The 16215-nt window shown below is 47.8% G+C and carries 13 protein-coding genes; 7 read left to right on the forward strand and 6 right to left on the reverse strand.

Annotated elements, in window-relative coordinates:
• The first annotated feature begins 225 nt into the window (after positions 1-225).
• The gene (locus ACR2PX_RS03765) at positions 226-735 is read left to right on the forward strand and encodes an AHH domain-containing protein (RefSeq protein WP_433998026.1); all 510 of its coding nucleotides are present in this window, start codon (positions 226-228) and stop codon (positions 733-735) included.
• Positions 713-1255: a hypothetical protein gene (locus tag ACR2PX_RS03770; protein WP_433998027.1), complete on the forward strand. Its 543-nt coding sequence runs from the start codon at positions 713-715 to the stop codon at positions 1253-1255. Before ACR2PX_RS03765 ends, ACR2PX_RS03770 begins: the two co-directional genes overlap by 23 nt.
• A gap of 100 nt (positions 1256-1355) precedes the next feature.
• Here ACR2PX_RS03770 and ACR2PX_RS03775 read toward each other — a convergent pair whose 3' ends face one another.
• The 4 genes from ACR2PX_RS03775 to xdhA form a co-directional block, all read right to left on the reverse strand.
• A complete protein-coding gene (locus ACR2PX_RS03775) occupies positions 1356-1796 on the reverse strand; it encodes a hypothetical protein (RefSeq protein ID WP_433998028.1) in 441 nt (146 codons plus the stop codon).
• Positions 1797-1959: 163 nt separating this feature from the next.
• On the reverse strand, positions 1960-2799 hold the full coding sequence (gene xdhC, locus ACR2PX_RS03780; protein WP_433998029.1) for a xanthine dehydrogenase accessory protein XdhC: 840 nt from the start codon (positions 2797-2799) through the stop codon (positions 1960-1962).
• Entirely contained in the window at positions 2786-5146 is a 2361-nt protein-coding gene (xdhB, locus tag ACR2PX_RS03785; protein ID WP_433998030.1) for a xanthine dehydrogenase molybdopterin binding subunit, read from the reverse strand. Before xdhB ends, xdhC begins: the two co-directional genes overlap by 14 nt.
• Entirely contained in the window at positions 5139-6569 is a 1431-nt protein-coding gene (gene xdhA, locus ACR2PX_RS03790) for a xanthine dehydrogenase small subunit (RefSeq protein WP_433998031.1), read from the reverse strand. The genes xdhB and xdhA overlap by 8 nt, the downstream gene beginning before the upstream one ends.
• Before the next feature lie 508 nt (positions 6570-7077).
• Between xdhA and ACR2PX_RS03795 the strand changes: the two genes are divergently transcribed.
• Positions 7078-8424, forward strand: coding sequence for an NCS2 family permease (locus ACR2PX_RS03795; protein ID WP_433998032.1), 1347 nt, complete (start codon positions 7078-7080; stop codon positions 8422-8424).
• Positions 8425-8700: 276 nt separating this feature from the next.
• Positions 8701-10119, forward strand: coding sequence for a uracil-xanthine permease family protein (locus ACR2PX_RS03800; protein WP_433998033.1), 1419 nt, complete (start codon positions 8701-8703; stop codon positions 10117-10119).
• 56 nt (positions 10120-10175) lie between these two features.
• Here ACR2PX_RS03800 and ACR2PX_RS03805 read toward each other — a convergent pair whose 3' ends face one another.
• Together ACR2PX_RS03805 and ACR2PX_RS03810 are read right to left on the reverse strand one after the other, a co-directional pair.
• Positions 10176-11570, reverse strand: a complete 1395-nt coding sequence (locus tag ACR2PX_RS03805) for an 8-oxoguanine deaminase (protein WP_433998034.1) — start codon at positions 11568-11570, stop codon at positions 10176-10178.
• A gap of 124 nt (positions 11571-11694) precedes the next feature.
• Positions 11695-12336, reverse strand: coding sequence for a TetR/AcrR family transcriptional regulator (locus tag ACR2PX_RS03810; protein ID WP_433998035.1), 642 nt, complete (start codon positions 12334-12336; stop codon positions 11695-11697).
• A 325-nt stretch (positions 12337-12661) separates the two neighbouring features.
• Between ACR2PX_RS03810 and ACR2PX_RS03815 the strand changes: the two genes are divergently transcribed.
• The 3 genes from ACR2PX_RS03815 to phoB all read left to right on the forward strand — a co-directional run bounded on the left by ACR2PX_RS03815 (position 12662) and on the right by phoB (position 15818).
• A complete protein-coding gene (locus ACR2PX_RS03815; protein WP_433998036.1) occupies positions 12662-13315 on the forward strand; it encodes a chorismate--pyruvate lyase family protein in 654 nt (217 codons plus the stop codon).
• A gap of 400 nt (positions 13316-13715) precedes the next feature.
• Positions 13716-14621 (forward strand): 4-hydroxybenzoate octaprenyltransferase, encoded by a 906-nt coding sequence (ubiA, locus tag ACR2PX_RS03820; protein ID WP_433998038.1) that lies wholly within the window; start codon positions 13716-13718, stop codon positions 14619-14621.
• Positions 14622-15128: 507 nt separating this feature from the next.
• Complete coding sequence (gene phoB / locus ACR2PX_RS03825; protein WP_433998037.1) at positions 15129-15818, forward strand: phosphate regulon transcriptional regulator PhoB; 690 nt, start codon at positions 15129-15131, stop codon at positions 15816-15818.
• Positions 15819-16215: the final 397 nt, after the last annotated feature.

Below are 16215 nucleotides of genomic sequence, written 5' to 3' on the forward strand. Positions count from 1 at the left end.
CGGATTTGGCCATTTTCTATGATTCTTTTCGTTGAATAGCTCGCTATTCGCCTCAAATAATCATAAAAACTGTCTCAAACCGGACTTTTTCTCGCTACGGTCGGCTAAGTCCGACAGGCTCCTAGAACCAAACTGGAACAAGCTATTCAGCGCTATGAAGATAATATAAAAAAGGCGGGCAAAAAGCCTTCTCCTGCCCAGAAACGGCATCTGGAGAGGGAGTATATGTATGTCAAAAATTTTGCTCAGATCACCCAGAGGCTAGAGGAATACTATGGCATTATTGATGACCCTTCATATAACTTGCTAGAAAACGACCGTCACAAGAGTAAACGGCTAGGTGAGAATATGAGAGCCTCAGGGAGACCAAAGCCCACAGATCGCCATGATGCTCACGCTATCGTTTCAGGAAAACACTCATTAGCTGGCATCGCAAGAGCAAAATTAGCACGATTTGGGATTGGATTGGATCATCCGAACAATGGAGCATGGCTGCCCAGGTGGAAAAAAGATGCTTATGCTTCAAATAACTGGGCAACACCGGGTGCAGTTCCTCATCTTCCTACTCATAGAACAACGTACTTTGATTGGATGGATCTAGAACTGATGCCGTTGAAGAATCAAACGGCAATACTGAATAAGTTGCGATCAATTGGCTCAAATCTTGAGTCAGGAAAAGAATTACCTACCAAGCTGTTAAAAGAAATGAACTATGAAGATTTACAAAATAAGTAGTTGTGACCGATTTGCAGTCATCACTCCAAATTACATAGGTGCGATGAAAAAGCTCTCAAACCCTTGGGAATTGCTTGATGCGGTGGAACAGAATAAATCATTAAAAGATTTATGGGTTGAGCACGAAGGAATAGTTGAAAAGAAAAAAAAACCACTGGCTGATATATGCAAAGCTTCTACTGGGCAGTTGGTATTTTCGGAGCTTACAGTAAAAAAAATTGACAAAGAACTCTCTGTTTATGGGGAGTTTCTTCCTATGACTTACAAGGAGAGAAGATACTGGTTGATGAATATTCAGAACAGTATTCCTGCCGATGGGGGAAATAGTATCTCTGACAGGAGCGATAAAGACTGGTTCGATAAAATAACTTTCAAAGAGAAAGATATTCAAAATCAGTTATTGTGGACAACACCTCTTGACCATAATACCCAGATCTTTTGTTCTCAGCGTTTTATAGATCTGATCGAAGAGTCAGGTTTCAAGGGTTTGAAATTCGAAGAATCGCTGGCTGCCACATAAATCCACCCGGCATTCTTACTGAGTAAAATCACCTGAGGCCTGTGATACAAGAAAGTGGTGTTCACCCATAAACACAGATCTCAGGGAACTGACGAGCAGTTCAGTCATCAACCTGTGGCGTAAACAACTGAAAATTGTCCTGAGAGATAAAGCTTAAACCGCCAGCAGAGGGGGTGTAATGCTTCTCGTCGGTTTTTCTGAGGAAAACCCGATAAGACTGCCCGGCATCGAGCACTGGAATTGGGCTGGGTCCGGCGAAGTAAGGCTCCGGGATACGATGAAAATATTTTATTTTCACAGTCGTTCCGTCGCCCAGACCGGTGTCTGAACGGATCACGTCATCAATCACTACTGTGACAGAGCAGTGTAAAAGTCGGTTGTTGTTTTCATCAACCTGGATATTGATTTTTTTGACGGTGACAATCAGCTCTTCCGGTGAATTTTCCTGCCACTCTTCGTAAACATAAGGTGGTAACTCGGCAAACGCGATGTTGAGGAACAGAAATCCGGCTAGGACCGAAAGGAAATATTTCGCTGTCATTGTTTTTCTTCCTTGAAAAAATACTTTCAGTTCGACTTCAGGCTAATCCAAAGGGTCAGCTGGCTGTCTTTCTAAATAAGTGAAGCTTTATAAAAATATAGGCTATCGAGCTGAAGAGGAGTGCAGCCCCAGAAGAATGAGGCTGTATAGGATAAGAAAAGGGTCAGGCTGGAGTGGTTTCCAGCAATGTTTTAAGGGATTGCCAGGGTATGCCTTCCCGCTTGCGGGGCAGACTGTCACGAGCGCCATTTTTTACCGCCAGTATCTCTCCGGCAATGGCAATGGCAATCTCGGCAGGTTGCCTGCCTCCCACCACATTCAGCCCAACCGGGCATCTCATGTGCTCGATCTGATGCTCGTTGAAGCCCTTGTGCTCTAAACGTTGACGGAATCTCCGGGCTTTGGTCTCAGAACCTATGACGCCCAACCAGCGATTGTCGGGTCGTTTGAGAGTTTGCTCGGAAATTGCATAATCCAGCTGATGATTATGAGTGACGACCAGAACAAAGGCATCTTCAGGCAGCCCGGCTACTTCTTCATGGGGCTGCTCGCTGATGATGCGGGTCACATTCTCTGGCAGTGTCTGAGGGAAAAGTTCTGAACGGTTATCAATCCAGGTGATACGGCAATTCAGTGGCGAAAGAACATGAATCAGGGCTTTACCGATGTGCCCGGCACCAAACACGGCAATATGGAAGTTACAACCTGCTATTGGTTCTAGCAGCACGCTGACACTGCCCCCACAGCATTGTCCCAATCTGGGTCCCAGAGGGAAGTGTTCCATCACGGGTTCTGTCTGAGCTGCAGACATCAGTTCCCTGGCTCTCTCAATTAAGAGAAACTCGAGATGACCTCCTCCCACCGTGTCAAAACTGTTTTCTTCCGTCACCAGCATTTTGCTGCCTGATTTTCTGGGAGCGGAGCCTGCTGAACCGAGAATTGTGACCAGAACACCTGGCTGCCCAGAATGTTTGAGTTCAGATAATGCATCAATCCATTCCATGGACAGCCTCCTTCTTCGTCAGAGGTTGTGTCTGCAAATTCTCTTTTATCTCTGTAATGGCTTTCAGGACTTTTTCCGGGGTAGCAGGAACATCAATATCCGGGCTGACTTTGTAATCTGACAAACTGGAAACAGCGTCGCGAATAGCAGACCAAACAGAGATACTCAGCATGAGAGGAGGCTCGCCGGTAGCCTTGGAATGATAAATCGTTTGCTCCGGGTTATCCTGCTCAAACAGCTCAACATTAAAGATAGCCGGGAGATCTTCAATGGTAGGAATCTTGTAAGTAGCGGGATTGTTGCTCAGCAGCTTCCCCTGTTCATCCCAGACCACTTCTTCTGTGGTCATCCAACCCATCCCCTGGATAAAGCCACCTTCAATCTGTCCCCGGTCAATAGCAGGATTCAGCGATCGTCCAACGTCGTGCAGTATATCCGCCCGTTCGACCCGGTATTCACCGGTCAGGGTATCCACCAGTACTTCTGAAACCGAGGCACCGCAGGCGAAATAATAAAAAGGTCGGCCCTGGGCTTTTTCCCGATCGTAGTGAATTTCGGGTGTGCTGTAGAAGCCGGAGCTGGAAAGTGAAATTCGATTGAAATAGGCGGTCTGAATCAGTTCAACAAAAGGAATGGATCGCTCTTTCATGTGGATATGGCTGTCGGAGAACTCAATATCCTCTGGCTTTTCCTGGTAGTGCTCTGCGGCGAATTGTATCAGTCGATCACGGATCTTCTGACAGGCATCCTGTGCCGCCTTTCCGTTCAGGTCGCTGCCACTTGAGGCAGCGGTCGGAGAGGTATTAGGCACCTTGTCCGTTCGGGTTGAAGTGACTTGTACCTGTTCCAGACTTACTCCAAATTCGTGAGCCACGACCTGGGCGACTTTAACGTAAAGCCCCTGTCCCATCTCTGTGCCACCGTGATTGACCTGGATACTGCCATCGGTATAAATATGCACCAGTGCCCCCGCCTGGTTGAGATGCTTGGCTGTAAAGGAAATGCCAAATTTCACCGGCGTCATAGAGAGACCTTTCTTCAGTACAGGGCTGCTCCGGTTAAACTCAGTGATCTCCTGCCTGCGTTTTCTGTATTGTGAACTGTCCTCAAGCTTTGCCATAAGCTCCGGAAGGATATTATGTTCAACGGTCTGGTGATAGTGAGTGACATTTCTTTCACCAATGCCATAAAGGTTATTCAGGCGAACATCCAGCGGATCGAGGCCGGTTGCTCGAGCAATGTCGTCCATTGCCCGCTCTATCACCAGCATACCCTGGGGCCCTCCAAAACCTCTGAACGCGGTATTGGAGGCGGTATTGGTTCGGCATCGATGACCTGTGACGATGGCGTTATTGAGATAGTAAGCGTTGTCAGAGTGAAACATGGCCCGGTCAACAATGGCGTCCGTCAGGTCAGGCGAGTAGCCACCATCCCCTGCCACTTCAATTTCTATACCTTCAAGAATGCCCTGGCTGTCAAAGCCGGCCCGATAACTGTGTCTGAAGGGATGACGTTTACCGGTAGACATCATGTCCTGCTGGCGATCGATTCGAAACTTCACTGGGCGGCCTGTTTTATAAGCCAGCAGTGCGGCAGTACAGGCCGGGCCTGCAGCCTGGGTTTCCTTGCCGCCAAAGCCTCCTCCCATGCGCCGAACGTCAGCCACTACTTTATTCAGTGGGATCCCCAGAACTTCTGCAACCAGTTTCTGTACTTCGGAAGGGTGCTGGCTGGAGGTGTAAACATGGTACTGGTTGTCTTCCAGAGGGACGACGCTGGCAACCTGTCCTTCCAGGTAGAAATGTTCCTGGGCACCATTGCTCATGACACCTTCGAGTCTTCTTGGTGCCTCAGCAATGGCGCGATTGGCATCTCCCTTGTGCATTACATGCTCAGGCCTCAGGAATGAGTCTTCCTGCATGGCCTGATTAATCCCCAGCACAGGTTTAAGAGCCTTGTATTCGATCTTGGCCTTTTGGGCTGCTTTTTTAGCGGCCAGATGTGATGTCGCGGCCACAGCAAAAACCGGCTGGCCCACATAGTCGACTTTGCCATCAGCCAGCAACATATCACCAGGAAAAACCGGACCTATATCCTTGTGCCCTGGGATGTCGTCAGCAGTGACGACCATAATGACCCCGGGACTCTGGTTAACCGCTTCCAGATCCATGCTGATGATTTTGGCATGTGCCTGGGTAGACAGGCCAAATCCGGCATGAAGCTGGCCTGCTATATCGGGGCGATCATCAATGTAAGTCGCTCTGCCACTGACGTGAAGGTGAGCACTGTCGTGTTTTGCTGTCGTGGGAGAGAATTTGGCGGTGGTGATGTCCGGTAACTTACGCATGAGCAATAATCCTTGCAGTTTGCCCGGACATTTCCAGGAAGTATCTCTCCAGCAGATTGCAGGCAGCCTGCAATCGATAGTCACTGCTGCCCCTGACATCGGATAACGGTTTGAACTCTGAACGAATGGCTTCCTGAGCCTGTTTCAGGGTGGTGGAGTTGGCTGGACTTCCCACGAGTATGGCTTCGCAGGCAAGTGCTCGTTTGGGGATTTCTGCCATGCCTCCCAATGCCACTCTGGCTTTTGTGATTAATCCATTGTCGTCCAGTTCCAGATTTATGGCGGCGAGAACGGTGGAGATGTCATCGCCATAACGCTTGCTCAGCTTATAAACTTTCAGCTGATGCGCCTGCAGTGGAATTCGGATGCGGGCAATAAATTCGCTTTCTTTGAGAAGGGTCTTTTTGTAGCCCAGGAAAAAATCTTCCAGAGGCAGGGATCGAACAGTGTTTCCTTTACGCAGTTCGACCTGTGCGTCCAGAGCCAGTAGAACAGGAGGCGTGTCTCCTATAGGAGAAGCATTGCCGATATTGCCGCCCAGGGTTCCCACATTTCGAATTTGTTGTGAGCCCAGTCTTGAGAGCATATGGGCAAAATCAGGGAAGTGTCTGGCTAATAGAGGTTCTAGCTGGCGATAGGTAACAGCAGAGCCGATAATTATTTCCTGATCGGTACAGCGGATTTCTTTTAATTCTTTTACTGAGGCCAGTGTCACCAGAGAAGGCAAATCTTTCAGTTGCTGTGTGACTTCCAGGCCAAGGTCAGTGCCTCCGGCCAGCAACCGGGTTTGCGGATGCTTCAGCAGATAGTCAGCCAGTGCTTGTTCTGAACTGGGCATGAAAACCCCTTCCGCTGAGTCATCCCTTTGTGTTTTTAGTGTGCTCAGTTTCTGAAGGGTGCCCTGTTCATGATTCTTGAAACGGTCAGACGGTGTCAGGCTGGCGATTTCATTAGCGGCATCAACAATCGGCTGGTAACCGGTACAGCGACAAAGATTACCGCCCAGAGCTTCAAGAATTCCCGGCCTGTTTTCAGGAGCTTCATGATGGAAAGCAAACAGAGACATGATGATGCCGGGCGTACAGAATCCGCACTGAGAACCATGATGATCCACCATAGCCTGCTGTACCGGATGCAATTTTTCTCCTTCAGCAAGATCTTCAACCGTGATCAGCTGCTTGCCGTTGAGAGTGGGCAACAGGGCAATACAGGCGTTAATGGTCTGGTAATTCAGGTGGTTGTTTTCTGGTTCGACAATCACCACTGTGCAGGCTCCACAGTCTCCTGAACAACAGCCCTCCTTGGTGCCGGTTTTTCTGTCCGGGTTAGGGCTGTGATTACCTCTGAGGTAGTCGAGCACTGTGGTATCCGAGGGCGTATCTCTGAGTTCGACAAGAGTCTCGTTGAGCAGAAAGCGAATCACGACGACCTGACTCCTTTGTTCTAATTATTTTCCGACAATTTGACTATTTGGTCAGAAAAATAGCAAGTGCCAACAGCCATGAGCTGTAAATGCCGTTAGCTTTGAATCATCAATAATGCCTGCAGAGCCCCATACCAAGGCATTTCACAGTCATTAAAAAGATAGGCGGCTGGTTCAGGTGTCTTGAAACGTTTAATACTAAGAAAAAAGCTTCATATGCCATTGGAACATTTTTCTATGAATCTGCGTTTAAATTCGTAATAGTTATGAACGTTACTAGTGTTGACCAGTTGGTCAGATAATTGCATTCACTGGATGATGAATGAATCTGATAGCCCGGAATTGAAATATCCTGGTGCACAGGTTCAGAGCTTGCACTGTATTTGTGCACTGAAAGTGCTAGTGTGATGGAAGCCTGCTCGATAGCAGGTTGAAATTATTTTCAACCTCACCATGCAAATACAGCCAGGACGGCAATAATAAGAACAACAAATATAGGGAGCTTAGAATGGATAACGCTGAAATGTCCCCCTCTGCAGATGGGGATAAGAGTGGATCACTGCTCGATCGTCTCTTCAAACTAAGAGCCAAAAATACCACCGTAAAAACTGAGCTGATGGCCGGCCTGACGACTTTCGTGACCATGTGTTACGTGGTCTTTGTGATCCCGGGCATGCTCGGTGATGCCGGGATGGATAAGGGCGCTCTGTTCACTGCCACCTGTCTGGTAGCGGGCTTAAGCACTATAGCCATAGGCCTTTTCGCTAATTGGCCAGTGGGACTGGCCCCCGGTATGGGACTGAATGCTTTCTTTGCTTATGCGGTGGTGCTGGGAATGGGTTATACCTGGCAAGCGGCCATGGGTGCAGTATTCTGGGGCGGCATAGGTTTTATGTTGTTGAGCCTGTTTAAAGTCAGGGAGTGGATTGTAGACAGTATTCCAGTGGGACTCAGAGTAGGGATCACCAGCGGTATTGGCCTCTTTTTGGCATTAATTGGTCTTAAGAATGCCGGTATTGTGGTTGCCAGCCCAGGAACCATTGTGACTCTGGGTGACATCACCCAATTTGGTCCCATGATGGCAAGCCTCAGTCTTTTCCTCATTCTTGGTTTGGCTTTTCGGGGTCTCAAAGCCGCTGTGTTGATTGCTATTGCTGTCGTGACATCCATTGCGTTACTAGCGGGTGATGTTGTTTTTAATGGCGTGGCGTCAGCGCCACCCAGTGTGATGCCTATTGTGGGTGAACTGGACATTATGGGCGCCCTGAACCCTGAAATGCTGGGTGTCATCATTGCTTTCATGTTCGTCAATCTATTTGATACGACAGGTACCCTGATTGCTGTGGGTGATAAAGCTGGTCTGGCCGATGAAAATGGCAAGATGCATAACATGAATCGGGCTATGGTCACTGACGGTACTGCTTCCTGGGCGGGTGCACTGATGGGCACACCGACCGTGACTTCCTATGTTGAAAGTGCCTCAGGTGTGGCAGCTGGAGGCCGTACCGGGCTAACAGCAGTCACCATCGGATTGTTGTTCTTACTCTGTACTTTCTTCTCTCCCCTGGCAGGAATGGTGCCTGCCTATGCAACAGCAGGCGCTCTGATTTACGTTGCGGTTCTGATGGTGGGCAGTCTGGCCAATATTGATTGGAACGATCTGACAGAAGCCGGACCGGTACTCATTACGACCATCATGATGCCACTGAGCTTCTCCATTGCTAATGGTATTGCCCTGGGTTTTATTGCTTATCCAGTGATTAAAGTTCTGGCTGGGCGTTCCAGCGATGTCAGTATCAGTGTCTGGGTTCTGGCTGTAATCTTTGCCCTTAAATTTGTGTTCTTTGGCGTATAACCCGTCTCTGCTTTTCTGGCTTGCTCATGATTCTGAGCAAGCCAGCTTATTCCCCTCAAACCCTGCTTCTCTTTATCCACTTTTACACAATTAATTGAACAATTGGTCAAGTAATTGCATTACTCCGTTTGATGTTTATTTATCGTTGTTTGTCGCACGAGAATCCCTCAGGATAAGAAAGAGCACAAACGAATTCTAAGAGCAGCCATCACTGAAGGAATGAATGTCTGAAACTTCATTCCCGGTAAAAATAAGAAAGGCGATAGGAGTGAGTGCATGAATACCCAAGGTCATAATCCCGAACTCATTCATCAGTTAAACGACAAACCCCCATTACCTCAGGCCTTCTTCAGTGCTTTTCAACATATGCTGGCCAGCTTTGTAGGTGTTGTGACGCCTACTCTGGTGATTGGGGGAGTGTTAGGACTGGGAGAACATATTCCTTATTTGATCAGTATGGCGTTAATTGCCTCAGGGATAGGAACCTTTATTCAGGCCAGAAGGTTTAGATCTCTGGGGTCTGGTTTGTTGAGCATTCAAGGTACCAGTTTTGCTTTTTTGAGTTCTTTGATTGCCGCCGGCTTTGTTGTGAAAAGCAGAGGTGGCAGTAATGAAGAGATTATTGCCCTGATGACCGGCCTGTGCTTTTTTGGGGCATTCATTGAGATTATATTAAGTCGCTTTTTCCATAAACTGCGCAAGATCATTACTCCAACTGTGACAGGTATTGTTATTTCACTGATTGGTCTGAGCCTGATTAAAGTGGCGGTGACCGATATTGCCGGAGGCTTTAAAGCTCCTGATTTTGGTGCAATGAGTAATCTGGCGGTAGGTATCATAGTGCTGGCCACGGTGATCTTTTTTAATCGCAGTACTCGTCCAATGATTCGTCTCTCAGCCATTTTCCTGGGCTTGATTGTTGGCGCACTGATCACACTCTATACCGGTAAAATGACCCTCCATGGGTTGTCTGACTCGGCATTATTTACACTTCCGGTGCCTTTTAAATACGGGATGGCTTTCGATTGGGAGTTATTCATTCCTGTCGCACTGATCTATGTCATTACTACCATTGAGTCCACAGGTGACCTGACAGCAACGACGATGCTTTCTGGAGAGCCTATTGAAGGAGATGAATACGTTGAGCGCATTCGAGGCGGTATTCTGGCTGATGGTGTGAACTCCCTGACAGCAGCGTGTCTGAACAGTTTTCCAACCACGACTTTCAGTCAGAACAACGGTGTGATTCAAATGACGGGAGTTGCCAGCCGGTTTGTCGGTTATATCATTGCCGGACTGTTTGTTGTGATGGGGTTGTTTCCTGTCATCGGTGCAATCCTTATGCAGATTCCCAAGCCTGTTCTGGGTGGGGCTACTCTGGTTATGTTTGGCACTGTAGCGGCTTCAGGCATTCGTATTCTGGCCTCAGAGCAGCTTGATCGTCGGCAGGTTATGATTATTGCGGTTTCCATAGGGTTGGGGCTGGGCGTTACCATTGTGCCGGATGTGCTGAGCCAGATGCCTGCGCTGGTCAAAAATATCTTTGGCTCATCGATTACGACCGGTGGCTTGACCGCTATTTTGCTGACACTGTTCCTGCCTGAAGACTCCGGACTTGAGTCCAGCCATCAGAGGAAAGTAGTGAAAAACATTACGGTGTCTTCGGACTCTATCAAAGAAGAAACGGCTTCCTGAATCAACAGCCATGAGCAGCATTTCCGGGCTCATGGCTGAATCTGTTTTTTAGCCGTTCAAGCGACCAGTGCTTGAGCCGACAGTTGATGAGCTTTCATGATGGCGTGTTGATCCAAATGAAGCAGTGTTTCATTTTTGATCAACCACTCTCCGGCACACATGACTGCAGCAGCTTTGTGCCCTCCACATAAAACCAGTGCAGCCAGAGGGTCATGGCTGCCACTGAAACGGAGCTCATCCAGGCTGAATAGAGCCAGATCTGCCTGCTTTCCTTGTGCTAACTCTCCAATATCCTGCCTGCCAAGCACTTTGGCCGACCCTTTGGTTGCCCAGTACAGAGCATCCAGGTGAGTCACCTCGTCAGCGGCATATCGAAGGCGGTTGATCAATAACGCCTGACGAACTTCCTGCATCATATTGGAACCGTCGTTTGATGCAGAGCCATCAACGCCTAAACCGACATGAACACCAGTAGACTCCAACTCTTTAGTGCGACAAACTCCGGAAGCGAGCAACATATTTGAGGTGGGGCAATGGCAGACACCCAGTCCAGCCTGACCCATTCTTCTGATTTCATCCTCATTGAAATGAATTCCGTGGGCCAGCCAAACATCATTTGCCAACCAATCGACAGACTCCAGATAGTCCAGAGGGCGCAGACCGAATCGCTCGAGACAGAAGTTGTCTTCATCATGGGTTTCAGCCAGGTGAGTATGCAGTCTGACATTGTGCTTTCGAGCCAGTTTGGCGGTTTCTTTCATCAGCTCTGTGCTGACCGAAAAAGGTGAACATGGCGCCAGAGCTATCTGAACTTTTGCGCCTTCCTGAGACTGATGATAACGATGGATCAGGCGCTCAGAGTCCTCAAGTATGGTCGCTTCATTCTGAACGGTTGATTGAGGAGGCAGTCCTCCGTCCTTTTCACCAAGGCTCATAGAGCCCCGGGTTAACATGACACGGGTTCCAACGCTATCGGCAGCACTGACCTGGATATCAATGGCTTCTGTTAATGATTCTGGAAACAGGTAATGGTGGTCAGCCACTGTCGTGCAGCCTGACATTAGCAGTTCTGACAGGCCCAGCTGAGTGGCATTGAACAGCATGTCTGGCTTCAATTTTGCCCAGATCGGATAAAGGGTTTGTAACCAGGGAAAGAGTTTTTTATTCAGTGCAGGAGGATAAGCACGGGTCAGCGTCTGGTAGAGATGGTGATGCGTATTGATCAAGCCGGGAAGGAGAACCTGTCCCGAGGCATCATAACTCTGATCGTATGGTTTTTTCGGAGATTGCCCTGAGGGCACCAGTTCAGAGATCTTTCCTGTGTTCTGATCAATCACCACGCCGTTGCCAGCGTCTTGGCGGTTTGCGGTAAAAGTGGCCAGGGGGTGTTTTATCCAGAGCTTCATCATCTGCCTCTTGTTGGCTGGTAGGACGGTCTGGATGGGGTTCATACACCATAGACCGCCTGAGTAGCGGTTTATGGCAGTGACTTGCGTGTTAATCTGCCTGTTTCAAGTTGGTATTAAGATCTTAAAAGATTTCTGCTGTTTTTCAATATTGGCTGGTGGCGTTTCTTCAAACCTTCAAGCCGCAGCCACGAAGTACAACATCACAGATAGTGTCTGCCGCTTTTTCGTATTCAGCGGCGGGTAGTTTTTTCTTCTTCATCATCACCCAGCAGATCTGCTTTTCATAATCAGCGTAGTGCTGTGTGGACCCCCAGATCATGAAAATCAGGTGAGCAGGATCAATCCGGGCCATTTTACCTTCATCCATCCAGTGTTGAAAAATCTCGACTTTGTTCTGAATCCACTGCTGGGTAGAAGTCTTCACGGAAGGAGAAAGCTGTTGGCCGCCGTGAATAATTTCGCTGGCAAAAATCCGGCTGGCAATGGGGTATTTTCTGGAAACTTCTACTTTAGAGCGAATATAGCGTTCCAGAGATTCTGCCGGATCATCTTCCGGGTGGAACTCATTCACTTTGTTATTCCATAAATCCAGAATGTTGTTCAAAACTTCATCGTAAATCTCTTGTTTATTACTGAAGTAATAGAGCACATTGGGTTTTGGCAGGTTGGCCAGGTCCGCAATTCTCTGAACAGTGGCTCCCCTGTACCCATGCAGCGCAAATTCTTGTTCAGCCGCTTTTAGAATCAGCTTGACTCTTTCGGTTCTGATGCGACCGGCTTTCTGGGGCATACGTTTTACTACAGCCATGTATGGATCCTGATTTATTGTTTTTGATCATCCTTTGGGGATGATTTATACCACTGGCAGGAAGCATAGAAAAGAATCAGGCACTGTCCATAAAGAGTGAATCATTGAATAGGCAGAGAGAAAGTGATGAAAATAGTGAATTGTGAGTGCGTTGGGATACTTTTCAGTTCAAAAGCCATTCTCAATTTCACAAATTTAGCCAATAATAGCTGCCGATGTTTAACTGTGAAGTGACTATCCTGACATGGCATTTCATGGCGTAGGATGAGCTGCCCATTTATCATGAGGTAGCTTTGGAGAAATAGGTTCTGAAGCAGGAGTAAGGGTGCCTTTTATTGATTTTGCAGGCCTGTCCTGGAAGCCAAGACGTTATCTGAAACAGCAGATCCCAAAGCCCTGGAGGGACTGGTTGCTGGACAGTGGCTCCCTGACTCAACGCTTGAAACTGACGTTTGATGATGACTTCAGTGTTCGGGTCATTCGTCATGGAACCTTTATGCCGACCTATTCAGAGCAGCAGTTTCTCAATAATAATGAGCGGCGAAGGATGACTTCTGTTTCTCATGAAGAAGCAGAGCTTTTCACGGGTAGAAGTTGCAGCAAAATGGCCTCTATTCGGGAAGTTTTGTTGATCTGTGCTGGCAAACCCAGAGTCTTTGCACGAAGTGTATTGCCTCATAGCAGTCTTATTGGTTCTAACCGGGAGTTGCTACAGCTGGGCAATAAACCTCTGGGCGAGTTTTTATTCAATCATCCCGGTATGCGTCGAGGACCTTTTGAAGTAGCCCAGTTACCTGCTCGTCAATTTAATCCGTATCTGGTGGATCAATACGCCAATGAAACGGCCTGGGGTAGAAGGTCATTGTTTTATCTGCATGAAAAACCTATTTCAGTCTGTGAAATCTTTTTGCCGGATCTTCCAGAACAATCAGAAGATCTAACCAGAGTTGAGACTGTAAGCCTGGAACCTGAGCTCTAGGAGCCTGACCGAGAATAGTGGTCGAGATTAAAATTCAGTAGAACGAGGTCATTTTTTCGATGGATTTGTGCGAATAGTTGACCTATTTAAGCAAATTCATCGGAAAAATGGGCCGCTCTTTCTGGATTTTAGGCCGACCTGTCTATTCTAGGTCAGGCTCCTAGTCAATAGGCTCTCTTCTTTGGCGATAAACTGTGTTTTTTTGAAGTAGCGACCTCCTGAAACATAGAGATTTCCGCAGTAAGCCTGGTCATGGTCTGATTGAGAACCGACTCTAACCTGATAGACTGGCCCTATGAGTCACGATTCAAGGCCGTGAGCGATAAGGGTATTCTTTCGTCCTCTCTGGACCTGTTTAAGCGATGATAAGAAAGATTCAGGTAAGCAGCCAAAAACTATGATGCAATTTAGGAAATCTTTGGGGGTATCAGCAGGCAAAGAAGCCATTCTGCAGCGACTTCCCCGTTTGAAAGACTTTTTACAACTGGCCCGAATGGATCGACCCATTGGGATTTATCTGTTGCTTTGGCCTGCCATGTGGGCACTCTGGGTTGCAGCAGAAGGTTTACCCAGCCTGGCTAATCTGGTGATTTTCTCGGTCGGTGTGGTTTTGATGCGCAGTGCCGGTTGTGTCATTAATGATTTTGCGGACAGGAAAGTGGACGGTCATGTTAAACGAACTCAGCATCGGCCACTGGTGACAGGCAAAATTCAGGAAAAAGAAGCACTGATCTATTTTGCCGCAATGGTACTTCTGGCTTTTATTCTTGTGCTTTTTACCAACACCCTGACGATCCAGCTTTCTTTTGCCGGATTATTACTGGCGTCTGCTTATCCTTTTGCAAAGCGACATACCCACCTGCCTCAGGTAGTGCTTGGCGCTGCATTTGGCTGGTCAATTCCCATGGCTTTTGCGGCACAGAGCACAGAGCTGGGAAGCATTGCATGGCTGATGTTTCTGGCCAATCTTTTCTGGACTGTGGCTTACGACACTCAATATGCGATGGTGGATCGTGACGATGACCTTAAAGTAGGGATCAAGTCCACAGCCATTCTGTTTGGTGAGATGGATAACCTGATTGTTGGAAGCTTACAGGTCCTTACCCTGGTCACTCTGGCTATGGTGGGTCATCAACTGGCGCTTGGGGCTCTGTATTATCTTTCCTTGATTGCAGTGGCTGCTCTTTTTGTTTACCAGCAACTGTTAACCAGTAATCGTGAACGTGATGCCTGTTTCAAAGCTTTTTTAAATAACCATTGGGCCGGAGCTATTGTGTTTGCAGGTTTAGTGGTGAGTTATCTTTGATCCTGTTTACTATGAAAATGCTGCTATTTCGGGTTCTGTAGTTATTTTCATGGTTCGAGTGGTCCGGCATTCCGGTGAGCGGCATTTCCGGCTCATGGCTGTTTAGCAATGTGATCCTTAGGATGGCGGATCACATTGCTATACCTTCTTTTTTCCTGTTCAGGTAAAAGGTCTTTATTCCCTTCAATGCTGTTTATAATCTGATAGGTATAATCACTTGCGGTAAGTACAGATAAAATGCCTGGCTTCATTCTCCTGCAAGGGGTGTAGGGGTGTGTTTTCTATTTAAAGTGTGATGCCGGCTTGGGTAGTGTCATCTGTCTGTAACATTTCAAGGGTGTAATGACCCGTGTATAGTGCGGTTGATCAAAGCAGTGAGAAGCAGCCTGAGCGATCGAAAAGTTGTAGCTCGCATACATTACCCTCCCGGTAAGGCTTGGAGCTGTACCTGATAGAAGCCAGAACGTCGCCGCCGAAATCGAATCGACAGATAACAGGTAGAGATCAATGCCAGGAAAGACCATTCTGATCGTAGATGACGAAGCACCTATTCGTGAAATGGTGACCGTTGCTCTGGAAATGGCAGGGTACGACTGCCTAGAGGCAGCTGATGCGAAGGAAGCGCACTCTCTGATTGTAGATAGCAAGCCAGACCTGATATTGCTGGACTGGATGTTGCCAGATATCTCCGGCATCGAGTTGGCCCGCCGCCTTAAGCGAGATGAGCTGACCTCAGAAATTCCCATCGTAATGCTGACGGCCAAAGGTGAAGAGGATCATAAGATCCAGGGGCTCGAAACCGGAGCCGATGATTACATCACCAAGCCTTTTTCTCCTCGTGAACTGGCAGCCCGTTTGAAGGCTGTACTTCGTCGTGCGGGTGGATTTGATAATCAGTCCCCTATCATTATCAAGGGATTAGAGCTCGACCCTGTCAGTCATAGAGTATCCATTGATGGCTCCCCGGCTGAGATAGGACCTACTGAATACCGTCTACTGCAGTTTTTCCTGACTCATCAGGAACGGGCTTATACTCGTGGGCAGTTGCTGGATCAGGTCTGGGGTGGCAATGTGTATGTAGAAGAACGAACTGTTGACGTGCACATTCGACGTTTGCGCAAAGCACTGGGTAACAACTATGAAGGCTTTGTCCAGACAGTTCGTGGTACCGGCTATCGTTTCTCAACAAGACTTTAGCAGCATTAAGTACCTGACCCGTTGTTTTCGCATATTCTGGACGGCGACTTTTTCCATCCTTCTGCGTTCCAACATTGGTTACAAAGCTAAGGCTATGTGCCCAACGTTGCACCCGAGGGCATAAAAGCCTTGAGGGATGAAAAATCCACTCACCAGAATAGTGCTAAACAATTGGTCAGGTACTTAGTATGAAAAATATTTTGCTACTTCACTCTTAATCCTTGAGGATGAGCAAAAAATTTTTCTTCACTCATGACTGTTTAACGCTCATGACTGTTTAACGCTCATGGCTGTTTAACGCTCATGGCTGTTTAACGCTCATGGCTGTTTAACGCTCATGGCTGTTTAACGCTCATGGCTGTTTAACGCTCATGGCTGTTTAACGCTCATGGCTGTT

The sequence above is a fragment of the Endozoicomonas sp. genome (genome assembly GCF_051008435.1).
Lineage (GTDB): Bacteria > Pseudomonadota > Gammaproteobacteria > Pseudomonadales > Endozoicomonadaceae > Endozoicomonas_A.